Origin of the sequence: Streptomyces sp. AC555_RSS877, assembly GCF_019049245.1 — a bacterium.
Classification (GTDB): Bacteria; Actinomycetota; Actinomycetes; order Streptomycetales; family Streptomycetaceae; genus Streptomyces.
Genome location: NZ_JAGMUK010000183.1, coordinates 223196 through 249861 on the forward strand (window position 1 = coordinate 223196; position 26666 = coordinate 249861).

Genomic DNA, 26666 nt, shown 5'->3' on the forward strand with positions numbered 1-26666 from the left:
TTCGTGATCACGCAACACCGTTCCTCCACAGTGGCTGCATGACTCGAAAAATGTCCGATGTGACGCGCGCCAAGAACGGTCGCCCCGTCCACCACTGGCGGCGCGACGTGGTCGAACTCGCCGCCCTGTTCACGGCCGTGGCGGTGGCGGACGCCGTGGCGAACCTGGTCGGGCACGGGCCCGACGGCCCCGCGCTGCTGGCGATCTCCGCGATCGTCCTGGTCGCCACGGCGGGGTTCCACACATGGTGGTCACGCCGCCACGGTCACGCGCCCCCGACGGGCGATACCGGTGCCCGGCCGCTGCCCACCGAGCAGCAGGCCGGGCCGTCCGACCAGGCGTCGGCGACACCGGACCCGGTGGCCGAGGAGAGCACGCTGTGGCGGATGCGGACCACGGTGAAGGACGCGCCGGGCTCGCTGGCCGCCCTGTGCACGGCCCTCGCCGGGCAGCGCGTCGACATCCTCAGCCTGCAGACGCACCCGCTGGCCGACGGCACCGTGGACGAGTTCCTGCTGCGCGCCCCCGGAGACCTCGCGGGCAGCGAGATCACCCGCGCGGTCGCGCTGGCCGGCGGCAGCGACACCTGGATCGAGCGGGCCGACGCCCACGACCTGGTGGACGCGCCGACCCGCGTCCTGGGCCTCGCCGCCCGCACGGCCCTGGACGCGGCGGAACTGCCGCTCGCGCTGCGGCAGTTGCTGGGCCGGTGCACCATCCGCTCGCAGCCCGCGAAGCCGGTGGCCGGTGGCGGCGCAGGGCCCGAGGCGGTACCCGCGGAAGGGATCCTGGAGGACACCGTGATGCGGCTGCGGGCGCCGGAGGGCGGAGTGATCACCGTGGAGCGGCCGTACCTGCCGTTCACGCCGACCGAGTTCGCGCGGGTGCGGGCCCTGATGGAGCTGGACGCGCAGCTCGGTCCGCGGGTGCCGCGCAGCCACGACGTGCTGACGCTCCCCGAGGGCAGCGACATCACCGTGCGCCGGGCCGACACGGGTGACCTGGAGGCCGCGAGGGCGATGCACGAGCGGTGCTCGCAGCGCACTCTCGGCATGCGGTACCACGGCCCGGTCGGTGACGCCGACCGCTACCTCAACCACCTGCTCAGCCCCCGCTTCGGCCGGACCCTCACCGTGCGGACCGCCTCCGGACGCGTCGTCGGGCTCGGTCACCTGCTGTGGGACGGGGACGAGACGGAGGTCGCCCTCCTCATCGAGGACGCCTGGCAGCGGCGCGGCATCGGCGGCGAACTCCTCGGCCGGCTGGTGGCGATGGCCGTCGAGGCCGGCTGCGCGAGCGTGTACGCGGTGACGCAGGCGTCCAACACCGGCATGGTCGCCGCGATGCGCGGCCTGGGCCTCCCCCTCGACTACCAGATCGAGGAGGGCACCCTGGTGATCACGGCCCGCCTGGACGCGGCTTCGGTCGCGGCCCGTCCGCCGTACGAGCGGCAGCGGGAGCGGGAGTTCAGCGAGGAGACCGTGCGGGACTAGGTGCCGCGGGCTCTTTGGCCGGGCGAACGGTCCGACACACCCTGTCGGACCGTTCGCCCAGCGCCCGGTCCAGGTCCTCCCACAGGTCCTCGACGTCCTCCAGGCCCACCGACAGCCGCAGCAGGCGGTCGCTCACACCGGCGCCCCGCCGGTCCTCGGCGGCCACGATGCGGTGGCTGATGGACGCCGGGTGCTGGATGAGGGTGTCGACGCTGCCGAGGCTCACGGCAGGGGTGATCAGGCGGACGCCGCCGATGACCTCGTGCGGGTCGCCCTCCGCCTCGAAGGCGATCATCGCGCCGCCGATGCGCGGATAGTGGACGCGGCCGACACGCGGGTCGGCCGCGAGGCGCCGGGCGAGTTCGGCGGCGTTCGCGGACGCGGCCCGGACCCGCACCGGCAGGGTCGCGAGGCCGCGCAGCAGCAGATAGCCGGCCAGCGGATGCAGCACACCGCCCGTGGCGAACCGGACCTGCCGCAGCCGCCCGGCGAACTCCTCGTCGCAGGCCACGACCCCGGCCATGACGTCCCCGTGCCCGCCGAGGTACTTCGTCGCGCTGTGCAGCACCAGCCTCGCGCCGTCCTCGGCGGGACGCTGGAGTACGGGTGTGGCGAACGTGTTGTCCGCGAGCAGCGGCACTGAGCCGCAGGCGTGGGCGACGGCCCTCAGGTCCACCTCGGCGAGCGTGGGATTGGCCGGGGACTCCACCATCACCAGGCCGGTGTCCGGCCGCAGCGCGTCCGCGATCCCCGCCGGGTCGGTCCAGGTCACCTCGGAGCCGAGCAGCCCGGCGGTGAGCAGGTGGTCACTGCAGCCGTACAGCGGGCGTACGGCCACGACGTGCCGCAGGCCCAGGGAGGACCGCACGAGAAGGACGGCGCTCAGCGCGGCCATCCCGCTGGCGAACGCGACCGCGGCCCCGGTGCCCTCCAGACGGGCCAGGGCGGTCTCGAAGCGGGCGACGGTCGGGTTGCCGAGCCGCCCGTAGACGGGCGGGCCCTGAGGCTCGGCGCCCGTGGTCGCGAAGGCGTCGATCCGGGCGGCCTCGCCGCGGCTGTCGTACGAGGGATAGGTGGTGGACAGGTCGATCGGCGGGGCGTGCAGTCCCTGCCGGGCGAGGTCGTCGCGGCCGGCGTGGACGGCCTCGGTGGCCAGTGCTCTCGTGGCGGTGCGTACGGCGTCGTACGACGACGCCTCCCTGCTCGCTGTGTCCATGACGCAAGGGTGAACACCGGACGGGGGACGGGGGCGAATGCCCGTGCTACGTTCGGCCGATGTCCGAATCTGTCGTACTGGATCCGGTGGACCTGCATCTGCTGCGGCTGTTGCAGAACGACGCCCGGACCACCTACCGGGACCTCGCCGCGCAGGTCGGCGTCGCCCCGTCGACCTGTCTGGACCGGGTGACCCGGCTGCGCCGCGCGGGCGTCATCCTCGGCCATCAGCTCCGGCTCGACCCCGCCAAGCTGGGCCGTGGCCTTCAGGCGCTGCTGTCCGTGCAGGTCAGGCCGCACCGGCGGGAGTTGGTGGGCCCCTTCGTGGAGCGGATCCGGGCGCTCGCGGAGTCCCGGACCGTCTTCCACCTCACCGGCCCGGACGACTACCTCGTCCATGTGGCCGTCGCGGACATGACCGACCTGCAACGCCTGGTCATCGACGAGTTCACGTCCCGGCGCGAAGTGGCCCGCGTGGAGACCCGGTTGATCTTCCAGCAGTGGGACTGCGGGCCCCTCCTCCCGCCCGCTACGCCGTCGGCTCAATCCGGGTGACGTGCGGCGACCCGTCGTACGAGGATGGTCCCCATGTCTGAGACCAAGAGCCCGCTGCCCCGTGAGGTCGCCGACGCGTACGTCGACGAACTCATCGCCCTCGACCCGGTCACCGGTACGTATCTCGGCGTGAAGGAGAGTTCCGGCAGGCTGCCCGACCTCTCGCCCGCGGGCCAGGAGGCGCTCGCGGAACTCCAGCGGACGACACTCGCGAGGCTCGACGAGGCCGAGCGGCAGCCCGGTGCGGACAGTGACATCGAGCGCCGGTGCGCGCGGCTGCTGCGTGAACGGCTCGGTGCGGAGCTCGCCGTGCACGAGGCGGACGAGGGGCTGCGCACGGTCGGCAACATGGCCACACCCGCGCACTCCGTACGCGAGGTCTTCACGGTCACGCCGACGGAGACCGACGAGGACTGGACGGCCGTCGCCGAGCGGCTGCGCGCGGTGCCCACCGCCCTGGCGGGGTACCGCGAATCCCTCACGTTGGGCCTGGAGCGCAAGCTGTACGCGAGCCCGCGTCCGACGGCCACCTTCGTCGAGCAGCTCGCCGAGTGGTCCGACACGGACGGCAAGGGCCGCGGCTGGTTCGAGGACTTCGCGGCGGCCGGCCCCGACGCGCTGCGCACCGAACTCGACGAGGCCGCCCGCACGGCGACCGCGGCCGTGGCCGAGCTCCGCGACTGGATGCGCGAGGTGTACGCGCCGGCCGTCGAGGGCGCCCCGAACACGGTGGGCCGGGAGCGCTACGCCCGCTGGTCCCGCTACTTCAACGGCACCGACCTAGACCTGGACGAGGCGTACGCGTACGGCTGGGCCGAGTACCACCGGCTGCTCGCCGAGATGAAGCAGGAGGCCGAGAAGATCCTGCCCGGCGCCGAGACGCCGTGGGTGGCGCTCGCCCACCTCGACGAGCACGGCAAGCACATCGAGGGCGTCGACGAGGTCCGCGACTGGTTGCAGGGCCTGATGGACCAGGCCATCGAGACGCTCGACGGCACGCACTTCGAACTGGCCGAGCGGGTCCGGAAGGTGGAGTCCCGGATCGCCCCGCCCGGCGGCGCGGCGGCCCCGTACTACACGCCCCCGTCGGAGGACTTCTCCCGCCCGGGCCGCACCTGGCTGCCGACGATGGGCCTGACCCGGTTCCCGGTCTACGACCTCGTCTCGACCTGGTACCACGAGGGCGTCCCGGGTCACCACCTCCAGCTCGCGCAGTGGACGCACGTGGCGAAGGACCTCTCCCGCTACCAGGCGTCCATCGGCATGGTCAGCGCCAACGCGGAGGGCTGGGCGCTGTACGCGGAGCGCCTGATGGACGAGCTCGGCTTCCTCACGGACGCGGAGCAGCGGCTCGGCTACCTCGACGCGCAGATGATGCGGGCCGCCCGGGTCATCGTCGACATCGGCATGCACCTGGAGCTGGAGATCCCCGCGGAGTCTCCCTTCCACCCTGGCGAGCGCTGGACGCCCGAGCTGGCGCAGGAGTTCTTCGGAGCGCACAGCAGCCGTCCGGCGGACTACGTGGAGAGCGAGCTGACCCGCTATCTGACGATCCCGGGGCAGGCCATCGGCTACAAGCTCGGCGAGCGGGCCTGGCTGCTCGGCCGGGAGAACGCCCGAGCGCGGCACGGCGACGCCTTCGACCTCAAGGCCTGGCACATGGCGGCCCTTTCGCAGGGCTCGCTGGGCCTTGACGACCTGGTGGACGAGCTGTCCCAGCTGTAGCCCTTCGCAGGGTCAGCGCCGCGATCCACCCGCCGAGCCGATCACGTCACCGGTGCCCCGGCCCGCCTCGTCCGTCGCAAGCCGCGCGATGAGGCGGGCGGGGGCGCCGGGCCGGTCGGCGAGGGGGCCGGACCACACCCGCGGTCAGTCCGGCAGCCGCCGCAGCTGGACAAGTCCCAGCCACGTCTCGGGGCCGGGCCGCACCTGCGCCGCGCGGACGGCGTAGCGGCCGGGATCGAGGACGACCCGCACGTGGTCGGTGCGTGCGGAGGCGGCGCCGGGCCAGGCCGCGTCGAACAGCAGGACCGCGCCGGGCACTTTCCAGTACACCTCCGGCTCCCATGCCGCCGCGTCGAGCGCCGCCGGCACCTCCGCGAGGAGCGCGGCCTCGGAGTCGGCCGCGGACCACCGTACGAAGGTCTGGTGGTCCGGCAGGTAGGCGGTGGAGGCGGGATCGTCGCCGAACACCAGCGCGGCGCTGTCCCCGACGGGCAGCAGGCCGATGAAGCCGTCCACCTCGCACGCCCGGTCGTAGTCGGACGCCGTCTCGTCCCCGTCGGCTCCCGCCCAGAACGGCAGGACCGTCTCCGGCACCGCTATGAGCGGACCGCCGCCCGACTCCACCCAGTCCACCGTGCCCGGCTCCGCGTATCGCACCATGCGCCAGAACCTACACTCCCGCAAAGTCCACCGGACTGCGGCCTCAGCAGCCGCAGTTCTCCGCGTCCGCCGGCGCGGTCAGCGGATCGGCCTCGCGCCGCTCGCGGCCCTGCCCGGTCTCGAACTCGAAGCCCTCACGCGCCCAGTACTCGAAGCCGCCGAGCATCTCCTTGACCCGGTAGCCGAGTTCGGCGAGGGCGAGGGCGGCCCGGGTGGCGCCGTTGCAGCCGGGACCCCAGCAATACGTCACCACCGGCACGGACTTGTCGAGAAGCTGCTCGGCCTGCTCGGGGATGAGCGCGGTCGGCAGATGGACCGCGCCCGGCACATGGCCCTGGTCCCAGGACTCGGTGGAACGGGAGTCGAGGACGACGAAGCCGGACTCGCCGTCGGCCGCGAGCGCGGCGGCGACGTCGGACACGTCGGCGTGGAAGACGAGGCTCGCCCGGAAGTAGGCGGCGGCCTCGGCCGGCGCGGCGGGGGCGACGCGCAGGACGGGGTCGGCGGTGGTCGTCGTGGGGGTGGTGGTCATGTCGAGGCCCTTTCCGTGGTCGTTCTCCGTGACCGGAAATCTACGGCCGGTGACCGGCAACCTGAAGTGGCATTCCCCGGCGTAGGCCTTGCCGGGCCGGGGATTCCCCTGCTATCCCTCGGACATGACCGTGTATTCCCCGGACGCCACCGACTGGCGCATCCTCGATGTCCTCCAGCGGGAGGGCCGGGCAAGTTTCGCCGAGCTGGCCCGCGCCGTGTCCATGTCGCCGAGCGCGGTGACCGAGCGGGTACGGCGGCTGGAGGAGGCCGGTGTCATCCAGGGATACGCGGCCGTCGTGGACCCCGAGCGGCTCGGCCTGCCGATCCTGGCCTTCGTCCGGCTGCGCTATCCGAACGGCAACTACAAGCCCTTCCACGACCTGGTCGCGGTGACGCCGGAGATCCTGGAGGCGCACCACGTGACGGGCGACGACTGCTTCGTCATCAAGGTCACGGCGAGTTCGATGCGCCATCTGGAAGAGGTGGCGGGCAGGATCGGCGCGCTGGGCTCGGTGACCACGAGCGTCGTCTACTCCTCGCCGCTGCCCCGGCGGCCCCTGGGCCGCTGACGTCGGCGCAGCGCTATCCGACGCCCCGCTGCCGCAGCACCGACCCCGAGCGCCCCTTCACGACCTCCAGCTGCGCGTGGATGCGCCGTCGCAGGTCGGCGACATGGCTGACGATGCCCACGCTGCGGTCGCGTTCGCGCAGCGAGTCGAGGACGTCGAGGACCTCGTCGAGGGTCTGGTCGTCGAGGCTGCCGAAGCCCTCGTCGATGAAGAGGGTGTCCAGGCGGACCCCGCCCGCCTCGTCGGTGACGACGTCCGCGAGGCCGAGGGCGAGGGCGAGCGAGGCGAAGAAGGTCTCGCCACCGGACAGCGTCGCCGTGTCCCGCTCCCGGCCGGTCCAGGCGTCGACGACGTGCAGTCCGAGGCCGCTGCGTCCGCGTCCGCTGCGGTCGTCGGAGTGGACGAGGGTGTAACGGCCGGACGACATGCGCTGGAGTCGTACGGTCGCGGCGGCGGCCACCTGTTCCAGCCGGGCCGCCAGCACGTACGACTCCAGCCGCATCCTGCGTTCGTTGTCCGCCGAGGTGCCGGCGGCCAGGCCCGCCAGGCGGGCCACGCGGTCGTACTCCTCGCGCAGGGGCGCAAGGCGTCGTACTCCCGCGGCCGCCCGCGCGGACAGGCGGTCGAGTTCGGTGCAGCGGCGGGCCGCCGCGTCGCGCGCGGAGGCGGACTCGCGCAGCCGCCGGGCCGCGGCGGCCGCGGCCTGTTCCGCCGCGGTGAGGTCGGCCGCGGGCTGCTGGGCGGCGGCCGCGCTGTCGGCCTCGGCGAGGACGGCGCGTACGGCGGCCTCCTCGGACTGCCAGGCGTCCAGCCGTCGTTGTAGCTCGCGGTGGGCCGCCTCGTCGAGGAGGGCGGCGGCCGCGGCCTGCGGGGTGTCGAACCCGGCGCGGAAAGCGGCGTCCGCGAGGCGGGCGTCGGCGTCCTTGAGGCGCTGGGCGGTGTCGTCGGCGGCGCGTGCGGTGTCGGCGGCGTCGGTGAGCAGCGTGACCCGCCGCTCCAGCTGCGCCGCCCGTGCGGCCACGCTGTCGGCGGCGCCGCGGGCCTGCGCCAACTCCTCTTCCAGGCCGGTCCTTTCGCGGTCGAGCCGCTCGCGATGGCCGACCCGGGAGGCGGTTCGGACCGCCGCCTGCTGCTGGGCGGCGGTCCGCTGCTCGTGTTCGGCCTGGGCCCGGCGCAGCTCCTCGTGCGCGGGGTGCAGCACGGAGGCGTCCCGGCGTGCCTGCGCGTAGAGCCGTTCCAACTCGTCGGCTTCTCGCGCGAGTTGGTTTGTGGGCGAGTCGCCGGCCTCCGCGGTGGCGGCGGCCAGTGCCTCTCGTGCGACGCCCAGGCGCCGTTCGTCCTCGGCGCGCTGTTCGTCGGCGCTCTGGTAGGCGGCGAGGGCGTTCTCCTCCGCCTCGCGGCCGACGTGCCCGGCGATCTTGCGGGCGGGGGCGGGGTGTTCGGTGGCTCCGCAGACGGCGCACGGCTCGCCGTCGGCGAGATTCGCGGCCAGTTCGGCGGCGATGCCGTTCAGGCGCTGCTCCTTGAGGTCGAGCCAGCGGGTGCGGGCTTGTACGGCCCGTTCGGCCGAGGCGAGTGCCTGGCGCTGCGCGGCGTCCGTGTCGATTGCGAACTGGTCGCGCTGCCGGGCCGCCCGGAGCCGCCGCTGGGCGGGTTCGCGCTGGACGGCGAGCTGTTCGGCCCTGGCGGCGGCCTCCTGCGCGGACTCGATACGGCTCTGCAGTCCGGCCCGGGTCGTCTCCCACCCGGCGAGCCAGGCCTCGGCCTCCTGCCGGACGTCCTCGTCGTCCCGCTCCTGGCGCTCCAACGCGGCCCGCTCCGCGACGAGTTCCGCCAGCCGACGCTCGCCGCGACGGGCGGACTCCAGCCCGCCCAGCTCCTCGGCGGCCCGCCGCGCGGCGGCGGCGAGTCCGGCGGCACCGGCGTCGGCGAAAGCGGCCGGCGGCCGGGCAGGCGTGTGCGGGTCGGCACCGGCGTCCTCCGGTCCGGCAGGCGCCTGCCCTTCGCGGAGAACGGCGCCGGGCGGGAAATCCGCCTCGCCGTCTTCGAGGGCGTCCAGCAGCAGGGCACGCGCGCGTGCCTCCGCCGCCGCGGCCCGCCGGTGTTCCGTGTCCGCCGCCTCCCGCAGGTCCAGCGCGGGCGCCACGGCCTCCGCCTTGCGGGCCCGTTCCATGCGCTGCTGCGCCTGGCGGTAGCCGTCGGCGCGCTCCTCCAGCAGGGCGGCCCGGTCCCGCGCGTCGGCGAACCGCCGCTGCAGGCGGGCCAGTTCGCGTACGTCGGCCAGCGCCCGGTCGGCCGCGGCCTGGGCGGACTCGGCGGCCGTGAGTCGGCCGTGGGCGATGGTCAGCTGTTCGCGGACGGTGCTGCGGGCGATCGCGGCCGCGCCGAGGACGGCGTCGGCCAGGCCGGGCTCGCCCGGCGTCAGCTCCGGCAGCTCCATGGCGGCACCGGCGGCCTGCTGCATGCGGTGCGCGTCGGCCAGCAGCTCGGAGTCCCCGTCACGCACCTGGGTCTCGGTGGCGCGGCGGCGTTCGGCGAGCCGCTTCTCGACCTCGGCGAAGCGGTGGGTGTCGAAGAGGCGCCCGAGCAGCCTGCCGCGCGCCTCGGCGTCGGCGCGCAGGAACCGCGCGAAGTCGCCCTGGGGCAACAGGACGACCTGGCAGAACTGCTCGCGGCTCATGCCGAGCAGCTGGGTGATCTCCTCGCCGATCTCCTGATGGGAGCGGCTCAGGTCCTTCCAGGCGCCGGCCGCCGCGTCGTACTCGCGCAGCCAGCTCTGGGCCTTGTCGAGCGTCGTGCCCGAGCCGCGCTTCTTCGGCCGCGCCCAGGGCGGCTGCCGGGTGACCTCCAACCGGCGTCCGGCGACGGTGAGTTCGAGGCGGACCGCGGTCCTTGTACCGGCCGCGGCGTGGTCGCTGCGCAGCGACAGTCCCTGTCCGGACTGCCGGGCGCCCGGCACGGAGCCGTAAAGGGCGTAGCACACGGCGTCCAGGACGGAGGTCTTCCCGGCGCCGGTCGGCCCGTGCAGCAGGAAGATCCCTGCGGCCGACAGGTCGTCGAAGTCGACCGTCTGGGACCCGCCGAAGGGCCCGAACGCGGTGATCTCGAGCTGGTGCAGCCTCACCGCGCCACCTCCCGCACGGCGTCGTCCGCACGCGCCGCGTCGAACGCGTCCCGCAGTACCACCTGTTCGCGTTCGTCGGGTCCGGCGCCCCGCACGTGGGCCACGAAGTCCTCCGCGATCTGCTGGTCGGTGCGCCCGGCGAGCCGCCTGGCGTACGACACGGCGGGGTCGTCCGCCGCCCGTTCGGGGTCGAAGACGAGGCTGAGCGTGTGCGGGAAGCGCTCGCTGAGCCGGGCCATGGGGTCGGCGGGGCGGACCGGGTCGGTGAGGGTCGCCTCGACCCAGGCCTCCTCGTGCCGGCCGAGGTCCGGGTCGACGAGCAGGTCCTCCAGGTGTCCCCGGATACGGGCCAGCGCGCGCGGGACCGGGCAGTCGACACGCTCGGCGGTGACGGAACCATCGGCGTCCAGGTCGACGAGCCACATGGTCTTGCGGTGCTCGGCCTCCGAGAAGGAGTACGGCAGCGGGGAGCCGGAGTAGCGCACGCGCCCGGTGATGGTCTGGCAGCCGTGCAGGTGCCCGAGTGCCGCGTAGTCGACGCCGTCGAAGACGCCGGCGGGCACGGCGGCCACTCCCCCGACCGTGATGTCCCGCTCGCTGTCGCTGGCCTCGCCACCGGTGACGAAGGCGTGCGCGAGGACGACGGAACGGGTGCCGGGCGCGCGCCTGCCGAGGTCCGCGCGGACACGGTCCATGGCGGCCGCGAGCACGGCCTCGTGCCCGGCCCCCCTGTCCACGCCGAACTCGTCCTTCACCAGGGCGGGTTCGAGGTACGGCAGGCCGTAGAAGGCCACGTCACCATGGGCGTCGGACAGCACCACCGGCGTGCCGCACGCCGAGGGATCGGTCCGCAGGTGGATGCCCGCGCGGTCGATGAGGCCCGCGCCCACGCCCAGCCGGCGGGCCGAGTCGTGGTTGCCGGAGATCATCACGGTGGGGACGCCGAGGTCGGCGAGGCGGTGCAGGGCGTCGTCGAACAGCTCGACCGCGGCGAGCGGCGGCACCGCGCGGTCGTACACGTCCCCCGACACGACGACCGCGTCCACGCCGCGCTCGCGCACGGTCGTGACGAGGTGGCCGATGAACTCCGCCTGGGCTCCGAGCATGTTCACCCGGTGAAACGCCCGGCCGAGATGCCAGTCGGAAGTGTGCAGCAATCTCACAAATCCACTCCGACCCGCATATCTCCCCCTACAACTCCCCTGGAACCAGCACGAACCGACACAAGCGCGCCGTCAGCATCCACCACGCTAACGCCTGTCGGCATCTGATCCACCACGAACCTCAGACCGTCACGCCCATCCGGCAGCAGATGAAGGGGAATGTCCTTGATGCGCCGATGTGCGACGTGGCCGGGCCGGCTGTGGGGTCAGGCGTCCCCGTACGCCTCCCCGCCCAGTGCGAACCCGGCCGTTCCCGCGGTCGTGTCCGCGAGCCATGCCCGGAAGGCCTCGACGTCGGCGTCCGGCAGGCCGATCTCGATCGTGACCGCCTCGCCGTAGCGCACGTCCCGTACCTGGCGGCCCGTCGCCCGCAGGTCGTTGTGGACCTTGCCGGCGCGCTGGTGGTCGACCGTCACCGTGGCCAGCCGGAAGCGGCGGCGGGTGAGGGTGCCGAGGGTGTCCAGGGCCTCGCCGACCGCTCCGCCGTAGGCCCGGATGAGCCCGCCCGCGCCGAGTTTGACGCCGCCGTAGTAGCGGGTGACGACGGCGACGACGTACCGCATGTCGCGGCGCAGCAGCATCTGCAGCATGGGGACACCCGCGGTACCGCCGGGTTCGCCGTCGTCGCTCGCCTTCTGGATCGCGGCGTCGGCGCCGATGACGTACGCGAAGCAGTTGTGCGTGGCGTCCGCGTGCCGCTTCCGGATGCCCGCGACGAAGTCCTGGGCCTCCTGCTCGGTGGCCGCCGGGGCGAGGGCGCACAGGAAGCGGGAGCGGTTGACCTCGGTCTCGTGCACGCCCGCCCGGGCCACTGTGCGGTACTCGTCCTGCATCGGGCCACCCTATGCGGGCTGGTCCGCCTCCCCGTCCTCGGCCGGCTCGCGGTCACTTCTTCCCGCCGCGCGCGACGATCACGTCCGTCAGCAGGGCCGTGCCCGAGGCGAGGTCCGACCAGACGGTTCCGCGCCAGGCGAGGACCGCGATCGCCGAGGTCGGGAACTTCAGGCGGACCTCGTCCAGCGCGTCGTCGAGGCCGTCCCCCGCGAGGTCGAGGACCAGTTCCTCCAGGCCGGGGTTGTGCCCTGCCAGCAGCAGCGTGTCGACCTGTGCGGGCGTCTCGTGCACGACGGCCAGCAGATCGGACACGTCCGCCGCGTACACCCGCCTCTCGAACCGCACCGGCGGCGGTGTGCCCCACTGCGCGGAGGCCAGCTCCCAGGTCTGCCGGGCGCGTACGGCGGTGGAGCACACGGCGAGGTCCGGCAACAGGTCCGCCTCGGCGAGGGCCCGGCCCGCGGCCGGTGCGTCCCGGCGGCCGCGCGGGGCGAGGGGGCGTTCGTGGTCGGGGACGCCCTCCGGCCAGGCGGACTTGGCGTGCCGCAGGACGAGCAGGTGACGCAGCGGGCCCGCTCCCGCCCGGGCGATCACGCCGCCGATCCCACGTCGCGGGTGAGCTCGAGACCCAGCAGCCGGTCGGCGTAGGCGTACGTCTCGAAGCGGGCGCCTTCCGGCAGGTCCGAGGTCTCCACCGACCCGAGGACCCGGAGCACCGCGCACACGTCCAGGTCGTCCTCCCAGGCGGTACGGAGCTCTCCGCGCACCTCCTCGGGAATCGCCCGCGACGGCTTGCGCGCCCAGTCGGCGACCGCGCGCCGCCACCGTGCGAGGGTCTCGCGGGCCTCACCCAGCGTGTCCGCGTCGAGCCGCACGGGCTCGCTCCGGTGCCGGGAGAGCAGCGCGAGGCGTACGTCGGCGGGGTCGGCGCCCTCCGGGATCGGGATCGCGGGGGATGCCTGGTCCACGGCGCCGACGGTGACGCGGACGCCGTCGGGGGCGGGCCCGTTCTCCGCCACCACGTGGATGACCTGGGCCTGCCCCGGCCCCGACGAGACCTCCGCCTCCCGGCTGTCCTCGAACGGCCGGATGCCGAGGGCCGCCGCGGCCGCCCGCAGTTCCGCCTGCTGCGGCTCCCCCGTCAGCAGCGCCCAGACGGGCGTGCCGCCGATTTCGAGGGCCCGGAACAGGACGTCGGCGACGAGCAGCACCCGCAGCGCGGTGGTGTCGTCGCCCGCCACATGGGCCTGGACACGGGTCAGACCCCGGCGGGCGGGGGCGGGGTCGACGGGCTCGCCGGTTCGGGCGTCGATGATGCGCAGCACGAAGTGAGCGTAGGCGGGCGGACAGCACCGCGCCACCGCCTGACCGAACACGCGTTCAGGTCAGTGTGCCCAGAAACCGCACATGGGGCCGCTCCTCGGGCCCCTGCCGGGTCACGGCGGACCGCACTCCGTACACCTCGGCGATGAGCCGCTCGGTCAGGACGTCGCCCGGGGTGCCGCTCGCCACGACCCGGCCGGTGTGCAGGACGACCACCCGGTCGCAGTACATCGCGGCGAGGTTGAGGTCGTGCAGGGCGACGACGGTGGTGACCGGGAGTGCGGTGACCAGGGACAGCAGGTCGAGCTGGTGGTGGATGTCGAGGTGGTTGGTGGGTTCGTCGAGGAGGAGTTCGCGGGGCTCCTGGGCGAGCGCGCGGGCGATCTGGACCCGCTGGCGCTCACCGCCCGACAGGGTGTGCCAGGGCTGGTCGGCGCGGTCGCCGAGCCCGGCACGGTCCAGGGCCGACCGCACGGCCCGCTCGTCGTGTGCGGCGGCGGGCGTCCAGGCGCGGCGATGCGGGACGCGGCCGAGTCGTACGACGTCCAGGACCGTCAACTCGACCTGGGTGTCGGCCTGTTGCTCGACCATGGCGAGGCGCCGGGCGACCTCGCGGCGGGGCAGGCCGGCCAGGGGCGTGCCGTCGAGCGTGACGACGCCGGCGCTCGGACCGAGCAGGCCGGCCAGCACGCGCAGCAGTGTGGACTTGCCGGAGCCGTTGGGGCCGAGGAGGCCGACGGTGGAGCCCTGGTGGGGCGCGAGGGTGACGCCGTCGAGGATGAGGCGACCGTCGGCTCGGCGGCTCACGCGGTCGGCGCGCAGGCCGCCCGTGGCTGTGGCGACGGGCACGTCGGATGCCGTGCGCACGGTCTCCTTCACCGCACTCTCCTCGTCCGGTACAGCACCGCCACGAAGGCCGGTACTCCGATCAGGGACGTCACCACACCCACCGGCACCTCCTGCGGGTCGAGGACCGTGCGGGCCAGCGTGTCGACCCACACCAGGAAGACCGCCCCGGCCAGCGCGGTGACCGGCAGCAGCCGGGCGTGGCCCGGGCCGACCAGGGCGCGGGCGGCGTGCGGCAGCACCAGGCCGACGAAGCCGATGGCGCCGGCCGAGCTGACCAGCGCGGCCGTGAGCAGGGCCGTGACGCACAGCAGCACCAGACGGGTGCGGGCCACCGACACCCCGAGGGCGGCCGCCGCGTCCTGCCCGAAGGCGAAGGCGTCGAGGGTGCGGGCGTACGACAGGCAGACCACCAGGGCCACGGCCAGGACGGCGAAGCACACCCACACGTCGGTCCAGCCCGCCCCGCCGAGCGAGCCGAGGAGCCAGAAGAGGACGCCCCGGGTGGTCTCGGCGTCGGCGGCGGTCATCACGATGAACGAGGTCAGAGCGGAGAAGAGCTGCATGGCGGCGACGCCGGCGAGGACGACCAGGTCGGTGCTGCCGCCGAGCGTGTGGCTGAGGAACAGCACGAGCGCGAAGGACACCAGGGCGCCCAGGAACGCGCCCGCCGGGACGGACACCGCGCCCCCGCCGACGCCCAGCACGACCACCAGCACGGCCCCGGTCGACGCGCCCGAGGACACCCCGAGGACGAAGGGGTCGGCGAGCGGGTTGCGCAGCAGCGACTGCATCACCGCCCCGCACACGGCGAGTCCGGCGCCGCACACGGCCGCGAGGAGCGTGCGCGGCAGCCTGAGCTGCCACACGATGCCGTCCCGGATCGGCGTCAACTCCGAGGTTCCGAGGCCCAGATGGGCCGCGACGACGGACCACACGTCGGCGACCCGGATATCGGCCGGGCCGATGGTGATGGCGACGGCGAGGGAGCAGCACAGCAGGACCGTCCCGGCCGCACCGAGCAGGACCGCCCGGGCGGTCACTTCACGAGCCCGAACTCGCGCAGGCCCGCCGCGACCTTCTCCACGCCCTCGATCGTGCGGATGGTCGGGTTCATGGCCTGCCCGCTGAGCAGGACGTACCGCTGGTGCCGGACAGCGGTCATGTTCCTGGTGACCGGGTTGGACTCCAGGAAGGCGATCTTCTTCCGGGCCGACTCGGCGGTCTGCGACTTGCGGGTCAGGTCGCCGATGACGAGGACGTCGGGGTCGCGGTCGGCGACCGTCTCCCAGTTGATCTGCGGCCATTCGTCGTGCGTGTCGTCGAAGACGTTCCTGGCACCCAGGGAGCGGGTGATGACACCGGGAGCGCCGCAGCAGCCCGCCATGTAGGGCGACTCGGAGTTGGCGAACCAGTACAGGAGGGTCACGTCGGAGGCGTCGATGCCGGCAGTCGCCTTGGTCATCCGCGTCTCGAGCTGCCCGACGAGCTTCTCGCCCCGCTCCCTCACCCCGAAGACGGCGGCCAGGTCGCGTATTTCGCCGTAGACGGCCTCGGCGGTCAGGGGCTCGGAGCGTGCGCCGTCCCCGTCGCCGGAGTTGTCCTTGCCGGCGCAGTCGGACGGGGAGACGTAGGTGGGCACGCCCAACCTCTCGAACTGCTCGCGCGAGGCCACTCCCCCCTTCCCCAGCGTGGAGACGAAGGAGGCGGCGACGAAGTCCGGCTCGGCGTCCAGGACACGCTCGAAGGAGGGGTTGTTGTCGGCGATCCGCTCCACGTTCGCGTTCGCCTTCTCCAGGCCGTTCATCACGGGGTCGGTCCAGGTCGCCGTGCCCGCCATGCGGTCGGCGAGCCCGAGGGAGAGCATGATCTCGGTGGTGCCCTGGTTGAGGGAGACGGCCCGCTCGGGCGGGGCCTCGACCCGCACCGTACGGCCGCAGTTGTCGAGGCTGACGGCGGCCTTGGCATCGGTGGTGGCGGCGTCGCCGCAGCCGGTCAGGAGCAGGGATCCGGCCGCGAGCAGGGCGGAGGGAAGGGCAAGACGTGCTGTCTGCACGGAGTGGTCCTCGATCGTCGAGGGCTCGAACGCGGAGCCCGGTCGTACGGTGCTCCCCCGCCGTACGTCACCGCGAGGGCCGCCAGCAGGTCTTCGGACTCGGGATCATCCGGTCGGGGCGCCTTCCCAGACGACATACGCGTCGTCCAGTGGCCGAGGCCCCGCCCGTCACCCTCACCGCTGCGCGTCAGTTCCGGATTCGCACCGGATTCCCTGACCCACGTGTCATGGGTTCGACTGGCCCCGGCAAGCTATCACGGAGGGGAATCACCGGTCGCGGCGCGCTGTTGTGCCGGAGGTCAGAGCGTTCACGAGCCCCAGGGAGACCCACGGTGTACGGCGACGAGGCAACGGTCCGCAAGATCCTCACCGGGCTCGGCGACACCTGGGCCGTGGTCGGCCTGTCGTCGAACCGGCAGCGCGCCGCGTACGGCGTGGCCGAGGTGCTCCAGCGCTACGGCAAGCGGGTCGTCCCGGTGCACCCCAAGGCGGAGACCGTCCACGGGGAGCGCGGGTACGCCTCGCTCGCGGACATCCCCTTCGACGTGGACGTCGTGGACGTGTTCGTGAACAGCGACCTCGCCGGGGCGGTCGCCGACGAGGCGGTGGCGAGGGGTGCGCAGGCGGTCTGGTTCCAGCTCGGGGTCGTCGACGAGGACGCGTACGACCGCACCCGGGCCGCGGGGCTGGAGATGGTGATGGACCGCTGCCCGGCGATCGAGATCCCCCGCCTGGGCTGACGGACGCTCTCGCCGCCGCCTGCCCGCGGCGTCCGTCCACGATCGGCGAATCGCTCCGGGACGCACCGACATAATGTTCGGGTGACCTCCACCCCTTCCGCCAACTCCGGTGCTCCGCAACGCTTTCCGGTCGTCGTCGTGGGCGCCGGGCCCGCCGGGCTCACCGTCGGCAACATCCTGCGGGCCGCCGGCGTCGACTGCCTGGTCCTGGAGACGGAGACGCGCGAGTTCATCGAGCAGCGGCCGCGGGCGGGCGTCATCGAGGAGTGGGCCGTGCGCGGGCTCCAGCAGCGCGGTCTCGCGGACACCCTGCTGCAGCGCGCGCAGCTCCACACCGAGTGCGAGTTCCGCTTCGGCGGTGAGCGCTTCCGCTTCTCGTACGTCGAGCTGACGGGGACTCACCACTTCGTCTATCCGCAGCCGTTGCTGGTGACGGACCTGGTGCGCGAGTACGCGGACGTGCGGGGCGGGCAGGTGCGGTTCGGTGTGCGGGACGTCCGGCTGCACGACCTGGACACCGACCATCCCTCGGTGTCCTACGTCCCGGCGGAGTCGGGCGAGCGGGAGGTCGTCGCGTGCGACTTCGTCGCGGGGTGCGACGGGGGGCGCGGGGTGACCAGTGGCGCCCTGCCCGAGCAGGCGCACGTCTCCCGGCACGACTACGGCATCGGCTGGCTGGCGCTGCTCGCCGAGGCTCCTCCGTCCAACGACTGTGTCGTCTTCGGCATCCACCCGAACGGCTTCGCCGGGCACATGGCCCGCAGCCCCGAGGTGACCCGGTACTACCTGGAGTGCCCGCCCGGCGACGACCCGGAGAACTGGTCGCACGAACGCGTCTGGTCCGAGCTCCAGGAGCGGCTCGCGGCCACGGGCCTCGGTCCGCTCACCGAGGGGCGGCTGATCGAGAAGCGCGTCCTGGACATGCACGGCTACGTCGTCGAACCCATGGTGTTCGGCCGGCTCTTCCTGGCCGGGGACGCCGCCCACCTGACCGCCCCCATCGCGGCGAAGGGCATGAACCTCGCCCTGCACGACGCCTTCCTCCTCGGCGACGCCCTTGCCGGGTACCTCACCAACGGCGAAGAGTCCGGCCTGGACGGCTATTCGGAGGCGTGCCTGCGACGGGTGTGGGACTACCAGGAGTTCTCGCAGTGGCTCTCCGAGGTCTACCACGGCACCTCGTCGGGCGACCCCTACCGCGCGGGCACCACCTTCGCCCGACTCCGCCGCCTGTTCACCTCGCCCGCCGCCGGGGCGGCCTTCGCCGAGCAGTACCTGGGCACGGCCACCGCGTACTGACCCGGCCGGGCCTGGTGCGTCAGTCGTGCGGCGGCCGGTCGGTCAGCCGGTGGTCCGCCACGTTCAGCGCCTCGTCCACCAGCCGGCGGAGATGGCCGTCGGGCAGGGAGTAGACCACCCGGCGGCCTTCCTTGCGGGTGTTCACCAGGCCGGCCAGCCGCAGCCTGGCCAGGTGCTGGCTGACGGCCGGCCGGGCCGCCCCGCACGCCTTGGTGAGCGTCGTGACGTCGGCCTCCCCCGCGGCCAGCGCGTGCAGCAGGGTGAGGCGGGTCCGGTCGCCGAGCAGGGCGAGCAGTTCGGCGGCGAGCGCGAACTGCTCCTCGCCCGGGGTGCGCGGGTGCGCATCGTTCGCAGGTGATAGGTGCATGCGTGCGCTCATACGCACATAATGGCGGTCGTGGGCGTCGCGCGTCCACTCCTTACGCCGGAAGGGGACTCACGTGAACGACCGACACCACCACGACCACGGGCACGACCGACACCACCAGGACCACGGCCACGGCCATCACCACGACGCCCCTCATCACCACCCGCCGTCCGGCCTGCGCCGCCGCCTCACCCACCTCCTCACCCCTCACTCCCACGAGACCGCCGACAAGCTCGACTCCGCCCTGGAGTCCTCTGCCCGCGGCATGCGGGCCCTGTGGATCTCGCTGGCGGTGCTGGGCGCGACGGCCCTGGCGCAGGCGTTCGTGGTGGCCGTCTCCGGGTCGGTCGCGCTGCTCGGCGACACGGTGCACAACACCGCGGACGCGCTGACCGCCGTACCGCTCGGGATCGCGTTCGTGCTCGGCCGGCGCGCGGCGACCCGCCGCTTCACCTACGGCTACGGCCGCGCCGAGGACCTTGCGGGCATCGTGATCGTGCTGACGATCGCCGCGTCGGCGGCCTTCGCGGGCTGGGTGGCGATGGACCGGCTGCTCGATCCGCGGCCCGTCGAGCACGTGCCGGCGGTCGCGGTGGCCGCGCTGGTCGGTTTCGCGGGCAACGAGTGGGTGGCCCGTTACCGGATCCGGGTCGGCCGTGACATCGGCTCGGCCGCGCTGGTCGCGGACGGTCTGCACGCCCGTACGGACGGATTCACGTCCCTGGCCGTGCTGTTGGGCGCGGGCGGCTCGGCCCTCGGGTGGCAACTGGCCGACCCCATAGTCGGCTTGGCGATCACCGCCGCCATCACCCTGGTACTCCGGGACGCGGCACGCGAGGTGTTCCGGCGGGTGATGGACGCCGTCGACCCGGCTCTGGTGGACCGCGCCGAGCAGGCCCTGCGGGAGGTCGAAGGGGTCCGGGAGGTGGGCGAGCTGCGGCTGCGCTGGATCGGGCACCGGCTGCGCGCCGAGGTCGCGGTCGTGGTGGACGGCGAGGCGACGGTACGCCAGGCGCACGGCATCGCCGTGGACGCCGAACACGCCCTGCTGCACGCCGTCCCGCGCCTCACCGCGGCCCTGGTGCACGCGGACCCGGCACCGGTGCCGGGCGAGGCGGACCCGCACCACGCCCTCGCCCACCACGGGTCGGCCTGAGCGTCAGGCGAGCCCCAGCCCTTCCAGCACCACCGCACCCGGCAGCTCCTCGAACGCCTTCCCCGGCACCAGCAGCTTGCCGCGCCGCCGTCCGCTGCCCACCAGGACGTACGGCAGGTCGACGACGGCGGAGTCCACCAGCACGGGCCAGCCCTCGGGCAGTCCGATCGGGGTGACGCCGCCGTACTCCATGCCGGTTCGACCCGTCGCCGTGTCCATCGAGGCGAAGGAGGCCTTGCGGGCGCCGAGCTGTCGGCGGACGACGCCGTTGACGTCGACCCGGGTGGTGGAGAGCACGACGCACGCGGCCAGGGTGCTCTCGCCGCCGCGCTTGCCCGCGACGACCACGCAGTTCGCCGACTGCTCCAGCAGTTCGCGCCCGTAGTGCTCCACGAAGACGGCGGTGTCGGCCCACTGCGGGTCGGTGTCGACGTAGACGATCTGCTCGGCGGGGACGCTGCCGCTCCAGCGGCGTACGGCGTCGGCGACCGGGCCGGTCAGCTCGTCGAGGCAGTCGGGGGCGGGAGTGGCGCGGTCGAAGTGACCGATGGGTGCGTCCATGACCGCACGCTAACAAAGCCGTACGGCCGTCTCAGTGCACGGGCGGGACGGAGACGGCCATCAGCATCCGCATCGGAACGTCGCCCTGATTGCCGTACGTGTGCGGGGTGTTGGCCTCGAAGGAGGCGGTCGCGCCCGCCGGGACGCGGTACTCCACGCCGTCCACGGTGAGCGTCAGTTCACCTTCGGTGACGTGGAGCAGTTCGGCGGTGCCGGCGGGGTGCGGGTCGGAGGAACTGTTCTCGCCCGGCATCAGCCGCCACTCCCACATCTCCAGCGGGCCGGGGGCCTCGGTGCCGGCGAGGAGGAGGTTGTAGCTGCCTGCGTCCGTGTGCCACAGCCGTACGGCCTGCTCGGGGGGGACGACCCGGACCTTCGGCCCCTGTTCGTAGTCGAGCAGGGTGGTGATGCTGATCCCCAGCGCGTCGCCGATCTTGACGACCGTGCCGAGGCTGGGGTTGGTGCGGGACTGCTCGATCTGGATGAGCATGCCGCGGCTGACTCCGGCCCGGGCGGCGAGCACGTCGAGGGTGAAGCCGCGCACCGCGCGCCAGTGCTTGACGTTGCGTGCCAGGGACTGGGTCAGCAGGTCGAGGTCCGACACATTCCGTCCAACGTCTAGTCACCGTCTTGGATGAGAGAGGGGAGAGAGTTCAGTTCTCTGAACTGCGGTGGGTGCACCCCATCGTTCACCGCACTGTACTGCGGGGCCACCCGTCGGTGGGGGCGGGAGCTTGTGGCGACGGGCTGAGTCAGTCCAGCTCGGCGAGCTTCGCCGCGGTCTCGTCGTCCAGGCCCGCCAGCCTGCGCAGCTGTTCCGGGGTGACTCCCTCGGGAATCGGCACCGGTGCGGGCGTCCGGAGCGGCGGCTGCCAGCCGTCGCCGGGAGTCCAGCGCCGCACGACCCGGGCGGGCGCCCCCGCCACGACGGCGTGGTCGGGCACCACACCGCGGACCACCGCTCCGGCGGCGACGACCACGTTCCGCCCGATCCGCGCGCCGGGCAGGATCACCGCCCCCGTCCCGATCCAGCAACCCGGCCCGATCTCCACCGGCTCCATCCGGGGCCACTGCCTGCCGATCGGCTCGTGCGGGTCGTCGTACGAGTGGTTGGTGGACGTGACGTACACGTACGGCCCGAAGTAGCAGTCGCTGCCGATGGTGACCGTCGTGTCGGCGATGACATGGCTGCCCCGGCCGAGGACGACTCCGTCGCCGATGCGCAGGATGGCGTCCGGGCCGAGGTCGAGGTCGGGCATCAGACCGGCGGTCAGGGTGACCTGTTCGCCGACGATGCAGTGCGACCCGAGGTGGATCCAGGGTTCGCCGAAGACCGTGCCGAGCGGGAAGGCCAGCCTGGTGCCCGTGCCCAGCGCGCCGAAGCGGAACCGTCCCGGGTGTTCGGCGGTGACGGAGCCGGTGCGCTGCACCCAGGCCCAGCCCGCGTGCACGGCCCGCTGCGCGAGGCCGCGCGGCCAGGATGAGAACGTGTTCTTGCGCTTCGACACGCGCTCACCGTACTCAGCGTGACGTGACCCGATGAGATCGAGGGGCTGTGATCTTCGCCCCACCCGGTGGCGTACGGTGCCGGTGTTGTCGGCGACGGGAGAGGGCGATGGGGCAGAAGGCGTTGATCACGGGCATCGGCGGCAGGGAACCGAACATCCACGAGGAGGCGTTCGTGGCGCCCACCGCCTCGGTGATCGGGGACGTGACGCTGGAGGCCGGGGCGAGTGTCTGGTACGGCGCGGTGCTGCGCGGCGACGTCGAGCGGATCTCCGTCGGAGCGCAGAGCAACATCCAGGACAACTGCACGCTCCACGCCGACCCCGGCTTCCCCGTCACGATCGGCGAGCGGGTGTCCGTCGGTCACAACGCCGTCGTCCATGGAGCGAGCGTCTGGAACGACTGCCTGATCGGCATGGGGGCGACGATCCTCAACGGCGCGGTGATCGGGGCAGGTTCCCTGGTCGCCGCGCAGGCGTTGGTGCCGCAGGGCATGCAGGTGCCCCCCGGCTCACTCGTCGCGGGCGTCCCCGCGAAGGTGAGGCGGGAGCTGACGGAGGAGGAGCGTCAGGGGGTCACGCTGAACGGGACGCTGTACGCGGACCTGGCGAAGGCGCACAGCGAAGTGCATCAGGACTGAGTGTCAGTCGGCGGCCGGGACGGGTACCGGCTCGGGCTCGGCCGCCTGCTTCTGAGCCGTCACGTTCTTCGCCTTGCGCTTCAGCACCAGCATCGACGTGAGCCCCACCAGCACCGCCGCCACCAGTCCCAGCCACGAGAACCGCTTCAGCCACGACTCGGCGACGATCCCGACGTAGTAGATGACGGCCGTCGTGCCGCCCGCCCACAGGATCCCGCCGAGCACGTTGGCGATCAGGAACTTCCAGTACGGCATCCGCAGCACACCCGCGAGCGGCCCGGCGAAGATCCGCAGCAGGGCGACGAAGCGGCCGAAGAAGACGGCCCACATGCCCCACTTCTCGAAGGACCGCTCGGCCGTGGCGATGTGTCCCTCGCTGAAGTGCCTGGGGAACTTCTTCCCGAGCCAGGCGAGCAGCGGGCGTCCGCCCTTGCGGCCGATGGCGTAGCCGATGGAGTCGCCGACGATGGCACCGACGGTGGCACACACCCCGAGGATCACCGGGTCGATGCCCGCGTGCTGCGAGGACAGCAATGCGGCCGACACCAGGATGATCTCGCCGGGCAGCGGGATGCCCAGGCTCTCCAGACCGATGACGATTCCCACGAGGGCGTAGACGGCGACCGCGGGCACCGTGTCGAGCCAGTCCTGGACGTGCAACGCCGGTTCCTCCGATTCGCGTCCCTGCATTCCCCGCGTGCCCCGCTGAACAGGCGCACGCCCGGGAAGCCTACCGGGTCACCGGGACGCCTCCGCGCCCCACAGGTCGCACTGGTGTTCCCGGCTCACGGTACGAGGACGGTGACCCCTTTGAGGGGGTGACCCCTTTGGCTGACTGACTAGGGCCTGTCCGGCGGATCAGGTCGCAGGACATCCGCGGCGCCTCGTCGACGCTGGTGAGCGGGGCCTGGTGCGTCGAGCTGCAAGGCGGAGGAGGGCGTCGACGCGATGGGGGTCCCCCCGCTCGAGCGAGGTCGAGAGTGCGGGAGTCGGCAACCGACGACAACGCCGCAGATCGGCGCGCCAGGCCCCGCGTCTGCGGCATGATCCGCCGGACAGGCCCTAGCCGAGGACCGTGTCGGCGGTGGTGGTGACGGTGGTGGTGACGGTGTCGGCGACCGAGCCCGCCGTGTCCCGTACGGCGCCCGGGATGGCCGCCACCTCCTCCACGGGTGCGGCCGGCTCGCGGTCGTCGCCGGAGGTGTGGGTGTCGACCTGGGCCATCCGCCTCTCGAAATGCGGCGGCGCGAGCGGCTGGTCGCCCTGTGGCTCCTCGGCTTCCTCGGGAGGTGCATCGGCGTCGGGCGTCGGAGCCGCGGCGGTCGGCGGTGAGCCCGGGGTCCCGGGGCCGCCGTCCCGCCTCTCGCCCCGCTCTTCCGCGCCGGCGGTGTCACCGCTCGCCGGTTCCAGCACCCACTGCTGTTCCGCCGATCCGTCCCGCTCGGCGACGACCAGCGCCTTCCCGGGGCCGGGCGCGACGAGCAGGCCTCCTCCCCGGCGCAGCAGCAGTTCGCCGCGGACGGTGAGGTCGTAGCAGACCTCACCGGCGTGCACCAGGCAGTCGGCCAGGACGACCGAGCCCTCGTCGGCGTCGGCGTCCAGGCAGAGGGTGGGAGCGAGGGCGCTGCGCAGCAGACCGTCGTCCTGGTACGACCACTGCTGGGACCCGGCTGTCGAACACGCCGTCAGGACGGTCCCGGCGCCGTTCTCGGTCCTGCCCCCGTGTACGTCGAGGCAGAGTCCGGCGACGACGTTGCGGAGCCTGCCGTGCCCGACCTCCACGCGGTTGCCCACGGACGCGGCGGACGGGGAACCGGCGGACGGTGCCTCGTCGGCGGCACCCGGGGAGACGGAGATGCCGCTGGCCGCGCCCCAGGTGGCGCGTGGTCCGGGAACACCGCCCTCGTCGGACCAGCCCTTGGCGACCAGCACGGTCACGAGCAGGGCGAAGGACGTCAGACCGGCGCCCACGAGCATGGCCTTCCGATGCCGGCGCGGCGCGGCGAGGCGCCCGGTCCGAGCAGGGCGGTGGCGTCCGCCGTGACCGGGACGCAGGACGGGAGCCGCTGTCGACGCGGTCCGGTCGTTCCCCCGGCCGGGCCGCGAGTCGAGATAGCGGCGGGCGCCCCAGCCGAGCACCGTCTCGGCGAGCAGGTCTTCCAGTCCGCCGTCGAAATGGCTGAGCTGCTCGGCCGCGTGCCGGCAGTACCGGCACGCCATCAGATGCTGTTGGACATCGGGCAGCAGGCCTCCGCCCCGGCGAATGGGGACGTCGAGGAGGCGGTTGTAGAAACGGCATTCCGTGGTGGGTGCCAGTTCCCGGTGGGCCCGTACGCAGCCCGTGCGGAATTGCTCGCGTGCCTGCTCCAGGGCGGCCGACGCCCTGGCCGTGTCCACTCCCAGCAGACCGGCCGGTACGGATATGGGCTCGGCCTCGACCTCCGTGTGCCACAGCAGGCATTGGGAGGCTCCCGGAAGAGCCTGGAATGCGCGCTCGGCGAGCTGTCGCCTTTCGGGGGTGACCGACCTCGCGGCGCGCAGACCACGGCCGCCGGTCGGTTTGCGGAGTTCCGGCAGTACGGCCGAAATGCCGTCGTCCGCGGCCCACTCCTTGACGGTCTCCCGAACGGCCCGCAGGAGCCGGGGCCGTACCGCACCGCCGCCCCGCGGTCCCAGTACGCGGTGGAACGCGGCGGCGGCCGCCATGGACGCGGAACCCTCCGAGGAGACCAGACAGATGGCCGCGTAGTCGTAGGTCGCCCGCCAGTGCCGGGCCATCAGGAGCGCGACGGCGTGGGCGTCCGTGCCGGCCGCGTCGAGCCAGGCCATGAGATCACGGTCGGATTCCCCGGGGCTGGATCCGGGCCGTGGCGGGTACGGGGGACGTGGGGGGTGGGGGGATTGCACTGGACCAATTCCTTCCAAGCCGCAGGACGGCATGCGAAATGCGCGTCCGTAGGAAAGCAGGTGCCTGATTGGTGCATACCTATGCCGCGTCAGGTGCGGGCGTTACGGGGCGTGATTATGAGCGGTCGATCAAGGGGGCGCTCACTTTCGCACAAACGACTCACAGGAAACAAGAAGTTCGAGTGACCCAGGTTCAAAAAGCGGCGACTTCAGAAAAGTTACCGGCGGTATCCGTACCCGCATTCGAAAAAACAGCGGAGTCGGCCCGTCAAGTTGTGTGCGACTAACGCCCGCTGGCACACGCAATCTCCAAGTTCCCGTCCCACCCCCACAGCGGGCTGCCACTTCGGCAGCGCCTTCGAGCCGGAGCAGGCGCCCGCCGCCCAGGGTGACGCGGTGCGGCTGGACGCGGTGCGCGCCCCGGTCCGCCCGGCCGTCATCCACCACATCCGCCAGCGCGAGATCCTCGGCCTCGGCCACGCGGTGCTCTGCGCCCGCCGCCACGTCGGCGAGCAGCCCTTCACCGTCCTGCTCGGCGACGATCCCATCGACCCGCGCGAGACCCTGCTCAGCCGACCGGTCCAGCTCTACGGCTGCGCGGCCGTGGAGCCGACCGGCGAGGGAGACGCCCGGGCGCGGCGGTGAGATCCAGCTGACCGACCCCCTCCAGGCTTCGCCGCGGGCGGCATCATGCACGGAGTCGTCTTCGACGGCCTGCGCCACGACGCCGGCGACAAGGCCGACCATCTGCGCACGATGGCCCGGCCGGCCTGCGACCGGCCCGACCTCGGGCCCGAGTTCACGGCCTGGCTCAAGGAGTTCGTCGCGGGGCTGGAGAGCTCAGCGGCGACCGGGCGCGAGCGGTCGCGGCCTGATCCAAGGCGGGAGGTCGCCGGTCGGGTCGTACTCGAGGGGTGCCGTCGCTCAGCCGTTGGGCCGCAGCGTCCAGATGACGGTCATCTCGGTGGTGACCGTTCCGTCCGCGCGCTGGATGGCGACGGTCACCGGGAACTCCGGGCGCTTGCCCTCGTCGAGTTCGGCCACGACGTCGGCGGCAGGGCGGCCGAGCGTGGCGGTGGCGGTGACGGGACCCAGGGCGATCTTCCTGAACGCGATCTCGGCGGTGACCGGAAGCGGCACGGCGCGGGAGAGCTGGTCCCCGAAGGCGGCCAGGACGATCGCACCGCTGGCCGACTCCCCCAGCGTGAACATCGCGCCGGCGTGCGGCCCGCCGACGTGGTTGCGGTACTCGCTCTGGTCCGGAAGGGCCAGGACGGCCTTCTCCGGAGTGGTCTCCAGGTACTCCAGGTTCAGCGTGCGAACCATCGGCACCGTGGCGGCGAGCAATTCGCCGATGGACATCTGATCTGCGTTCATGCCGACATGTTACCCG

At 73.0% G+C, this 26666-nt stretch carries 26 protein-coding genes, 1 pseudogene and 1 riboswitch; of the genes and pseudogenes, 9 read left to right on the forward strand and 18 right to left on the reverse strand.

Features of this window, described 5'->3' with window-relative positions; translation table 11 throughout:
- Positions 1 to 50 precede the first annotated feature (50 nt).
- Positions 51 to 1493 (forward strand): GNAT family N-acetyltransferase, encoded by a 1443-nt coding sequence (locus tag KUM49_RS41275; protein WP_254402543.1) that lies wholly within the window; start codon positions 51 to 53, stop codon positions 1491 to 1493.
- Here the strand turns inward: KUM49_RS41275 and KUM49_RS41280 are convergent.
- Positions 1468 to 2709, reverse strand: a complete 1242-nt coding sequence (locus tag KUM49_RS41280) for a PLP-dependent aspartate aminotransferase family protein (RefSeq protein WP_217242074.1) — start codon at positions 2707 to 2709, stop codon at positions 1468 to 1470. The genes KUM49_RS41275 and KUM49_RS41280 overlap by 26 nt on opposite strands.
- Before the next feature lie 59 nt (positions 2710 to 2768).
- On the opposite strand from KUM49_RS41280, the gene KUM49_RS41285 reads away from it, so the two are divergent.
- Together KUM49_RS41285 and KUM49_RS41290 are read left to right on the forward strand one after the other, a co-directional pair.
- Positions 2769 to 3263 carry an Lrp/AsnC family transcriptional regulator gene (locus tag KUM49_RS41285; protein WP_217242075.1) on the forward strand — a complete coding sequence of 165 codons (495 nt, stop codon included), beginning with the start codon at positions 2769 to 2771 and terminating at the stop codon, positions 3261 to 3263.
- Between the two features lie 33 nt (positions 3264 to 3296).
- Positions 3297 to 4988, forward strand: a complete 1692-nt coding sequence (locus KUM49_RS41290) for a DUF885 domain-containing protein (protein ID WP_217242076.1) — start codon at positions 3297 to 3299, stop codon at positions 4986 to 4988.
- 144 nt (positions 4989 to 5132) lie between these two features.
- On the opposite strand, the gene KUM49_RS41295 is transcribed toward KUM49_RS41290, so the two are convergent.
- A complete protein-coding gene (locus KUM49_RS41295; RefSeq protein WP_217242077.1) occupies positions 5133 to 5648 on the reverse strand; it encodes an immunity 21 family protein in 516 nt (171 codons plus the stop codon).
- Positions 5649 to 5691: 43 nt separating this feature from the next.
- A complete protein-coding gene (locus KUM49_RS41300; RefSeq protein ID WP_217242078.1) occupies positions 5692 to 6180 on the reverse strand; it encodes a rhodanese-like domain-containing protein in 489 nt (162 codons plus the stop codon).
- A gap of 124 nt (positions 6181 to 6304) precedes the next feature.
- Between KUM49_RS41300 and KUM49_RS41305 the strand changes: the two genes are divergently transcribed.
- Entirely contained in the window at positions 6305 to 6751 is a 447-nt protein-coding gene (locus tag KUM49_RS41305; RefSeq protein ID WP_217242079.1) for an Lrp/AsnC family transcriptional regulator, read from the forward strand.
- A 13-nt stretch (positions 6752 to 6764) separates the two neighbouring features.
- On the opposite strand, the gene KUM49_RS41310 is transcribed toward KUM49_RS41305, so the two are convergent.
- From KUM49_RS41310 to KUM49_RS41345, 8 genes are all read right to left on the reverse strand, one after another.
- The gene (locus KUM49_RS41310) at positions 6765 to 9875 is read right to left on the reverse strand and encodes an AAA family ATPase (protein ID WP_217242080.1); all 3111 of its coding nucleotides are present in this window, start codon (positions 9873 to 9875) and stop codon (positions 6765 to 6767) included.
- Positions 9872 to 11038: an exonuclease SbcCD subunit D gene (locus tag KUM49_RS41315; RefSeq protein ID WP_217242081.1), complete on the reverse strand. Its 1167-nt coding sequence runs from the start codon at positions 11036 to 11038 to the stop codon at positions 9872 to 9874. Before KUM49_RS41315 ends, KUM49_RS41310 begins: the two co-directional genes overlap by 4 nt.
- A 206-nt stretch (positions 11039 to 11244) precedes the next feature.
- Positions 11245 to 11871, reverse strand: a complete 627-nt coding sequence (locus tag KUM49_RS41320) for a YigZ family protein (RefSeq protein WP_217242082.1) — start codon at positions 11869 to 11871, stop codon at positions 11245 to 11247.
- 52 nt (positions 11872 to 11923) lie between these two features.
- A complete protein-coding gene (locus KUM49_RS41325; protein WP_217242083.1) occupies positions 11924 to 12466 on the reverse strand; it encodes a histidine phosphatase family protein in 543 nt (180 codons plus the stop codon).
- The gene (locus KUM49_RS41330; protein WP_217242084.1) at positions 12463 to 13197 is read right to left on the reverse strand and encodes a hypothetical protein; all 735 of its coding nucleotides are present in this window, start codon (positions 13195 to 13197) and stop codon (positions 12463 to 12465) included. Before KUM49_RS41330 ends, KUM49_RS41325 begins: the two co-directional genes overlap by 4 nt.
- Before the next feature lie 55 nt (positions 13198 to 13252).
- Positions 13253 to 14074, reverse strand: coding sequence for an ABC transporter ATP-binding protein (locus tag KUM49_RS41335; RefSeq protein WP_308406985.1), 822 nt, complete (start codon positions 14072 to 14074; stop codon positions 13253 to 13255).
- Positions 14071 to 15084, reverse strand: coding sequence for an iron ABC transporter permease (locus tag KUM49_RS41340; protein WP_217242085.1), 1014 nt, complete (start codon positions 15082 to 15084; stop codon positions 14071 to 14073). Before KUM49_RS41340 ends, KUM49_RS41335 begins: the two co-directional genes overlap by 4 nt.
- A complete protein-coding gene (locus tag KUM49_RS41345) occupies positions 15081 to 16097 on the reverse strand; it encodes an ABC transporter substrate-binding protein (RefSeq protein ID WP_217242086.1) in 1017 nt (338 codons plus the stop codon). The genes KUM49_RS41340 and KUM49_RS41345 overlap by 4 nt, the downstream gene beginning before the upstream one ends.
- A gap of 66 nt (positions 16098 to 16163) precedes the next feature.
- Positions 16164 to 16354: riboswitch (cobalamin riboswitch) on the reverse strand.
- 75 nt (positions 16355 to 16429) lie between these two features.
- Here KUM49_RS41345 and KUM49_RS41350 point away from each other — a divergent pair.
- Together KUM49_RS41350 and KUM49_RS41355 are read left to right on the forward strand one after the other, a co-directional pair.
- A complete protein-coding gene (locus tag KUM49_RS41350) occupies positions 16430 to 16837 on the forward strand; it encodes a CoA-binding protein (protein ID WP_217242087.1) in 408 nt (135 codons plus the stop codon).
- 81 nt (positions 16838 to 16918) lie between these two features.
- Entirely contained in the window at positions 16919 to 18136 is a 1218-nt protein-coding gene (locus tag KUM49_RS41355) for a 4-hydroxybenzoate 3-monooxygenase (RefSeq protein WP_217242088.1), read from the forward strand.
- A 19-nt stretch (positions 18137 to 18155) separates the two neighbouring features.
- Here KUM49_RS41355 and KUM49_RS41360 read toward each other — a convergent pair whose 3' ends face one another.
- A complete protein-coding gene (locus KUM49_RS41360) occupies positions 18156 to 18515 on the reverse strand; it encodes a metalloregulator ArsR/SmtB family transcription factor (RefSeq protein ID WP_217242089.1) in 360 nt (119 codons plus the stop codon).
- A 61-nt stretch (positions 18516 to 18576) separates the two neighbouring features.
- Between KUM49_RS41360 and KUM49_RS41365 the strand changes: the two genes are divergently transcribed.
- Positions 18577 to 19659 (forward strand): cation diffusion facilitator family transporter, encoded by a 1083-nt coding sequence (locus KUM49_RS41365; RefSeq protein WP_217242090.1) that lies wholly within the window; start codon positions 18577 to 18579, stop codon positions 19657 to 19659.
- A 3-nt stretch (positions 19660 to 19662) separates the two neighbouring features.
- Here KUM49_RS41365 and KUM49_RS41370 read toward each other — a convergent pair whose 3' ends face one another.
- The 3 genes from KUM49_RS41370 to KUM49_RS41380 form a co-directional block, all read right to left on the reverse strand.
- On the reverse strand, positions 19663 to 20220 hold the full coding sequence (locus tag KUM49_RS41370; protein WP_217242091.1) for a YbaK/EbsC family protein: 558 nt from the start codon (positions 20218 to 20220) through the stop codon (positions 19663 to 19665).
- Between the two features lie 31 nt (positions 20221 to 20251).
- Positions 20252 to 20824, reverse strand: coding sequence for a helix-turn-helix domain-containing protein (locus KUM49_RS41375; RefSeq protein ID WP_217242092.1), 573 nt, complete (start codon positions 20822 to 20824; stop codon positions 20252 to 20254).
- A gap of 148 nt (positions 20825 to 20972) precedes the next feature.
- Positions 20973 to 21728, reverse strand: coding sequence for an acyltransferase (locus tag KUM49_RS41380; protein WP_217242093.1), 756 nt, complete (start codon positions 21726 to 21728; stop codon positions 20973 to 20975).
- Positions 21729 to 21835: 107 nt separating this feature from the next.
- On the opposite strand from KUM49_RS41380, the gene KUM49_RS41385 reads away from it, so the two are divergent.
- Complete coding sequence (locus KUM49_RS41385) at positions 21836 to 22366, forward strand: gamma carbonic anhydrase family protein (RefSeq protein WP_217242094.1); 531 nt, start codon at positions 21836 to 21838, stop codon at positions 22364 to 22366.
- 3 nt (positions 22367 to 22369) lie between these two features.
- Here KUM49_RS41385 and KUM49_RS41390 read toward each other — a convergent pair whose 3' ends face one another.
- Both KUM49_RS41390 and KUM49_RS41395 read right to left on the reverse strand, forming a co-directional pair.
- Positions 22370 to 23026, reverse strand: coding sequence for a DedA family protein (locus tag KUM49_RS41390; RefSeq protein ID WP_217242095.1), 657 nt, complete (start codon positions 23024 to 23026; stop codon positions 22370 to 22372).
- Positions 23027 to 23428: 402 nt separating this feature from the next.
- Positions 23429 to 25195: an RICIN domain-containing protein gene (locus tag KUM49_RS41395; RefSeq protein ID WP_217242096.1), complete on the reverse strand. Its 1767-nt coding sequence runs from the start codon at positions 25193 to 25195 to the stop codon at positions 23429 to 23431.
- A gap of 206 nt (positions 25196 to 25401) precedes the next feature.
- On the opposite strand from KUM49_RS41395, the pseudogene KUM49_RS50955 reads away from it, so the two are divergent.
- Positions 25402 to 26137 (forward strand): annotated as a pseudogene (locus KUM49_RS50955) (UTP--glucose-1-phosphate uridylyltransferase); the annotation flags it as partial.
- A 60-nt stretch (positions 26138 to 26197) separates the two neighbouring features.
- Here KUM49_RS50955 and KUM49_RS41405 read toward each other — a convergent pair.
- A complete protein-coding gene (locus KUM49_RS41405) occupies positions 26198 to 26635 on the reverse strand; it encodes a DUF4442 domain-containing protein (RefSeq protein WP_217242160.1) in 438 nt (145 codons plus the stop codon).
- Between the last annotated feature and the right edge of the window lie 31 nt (positions 26636 to 26666).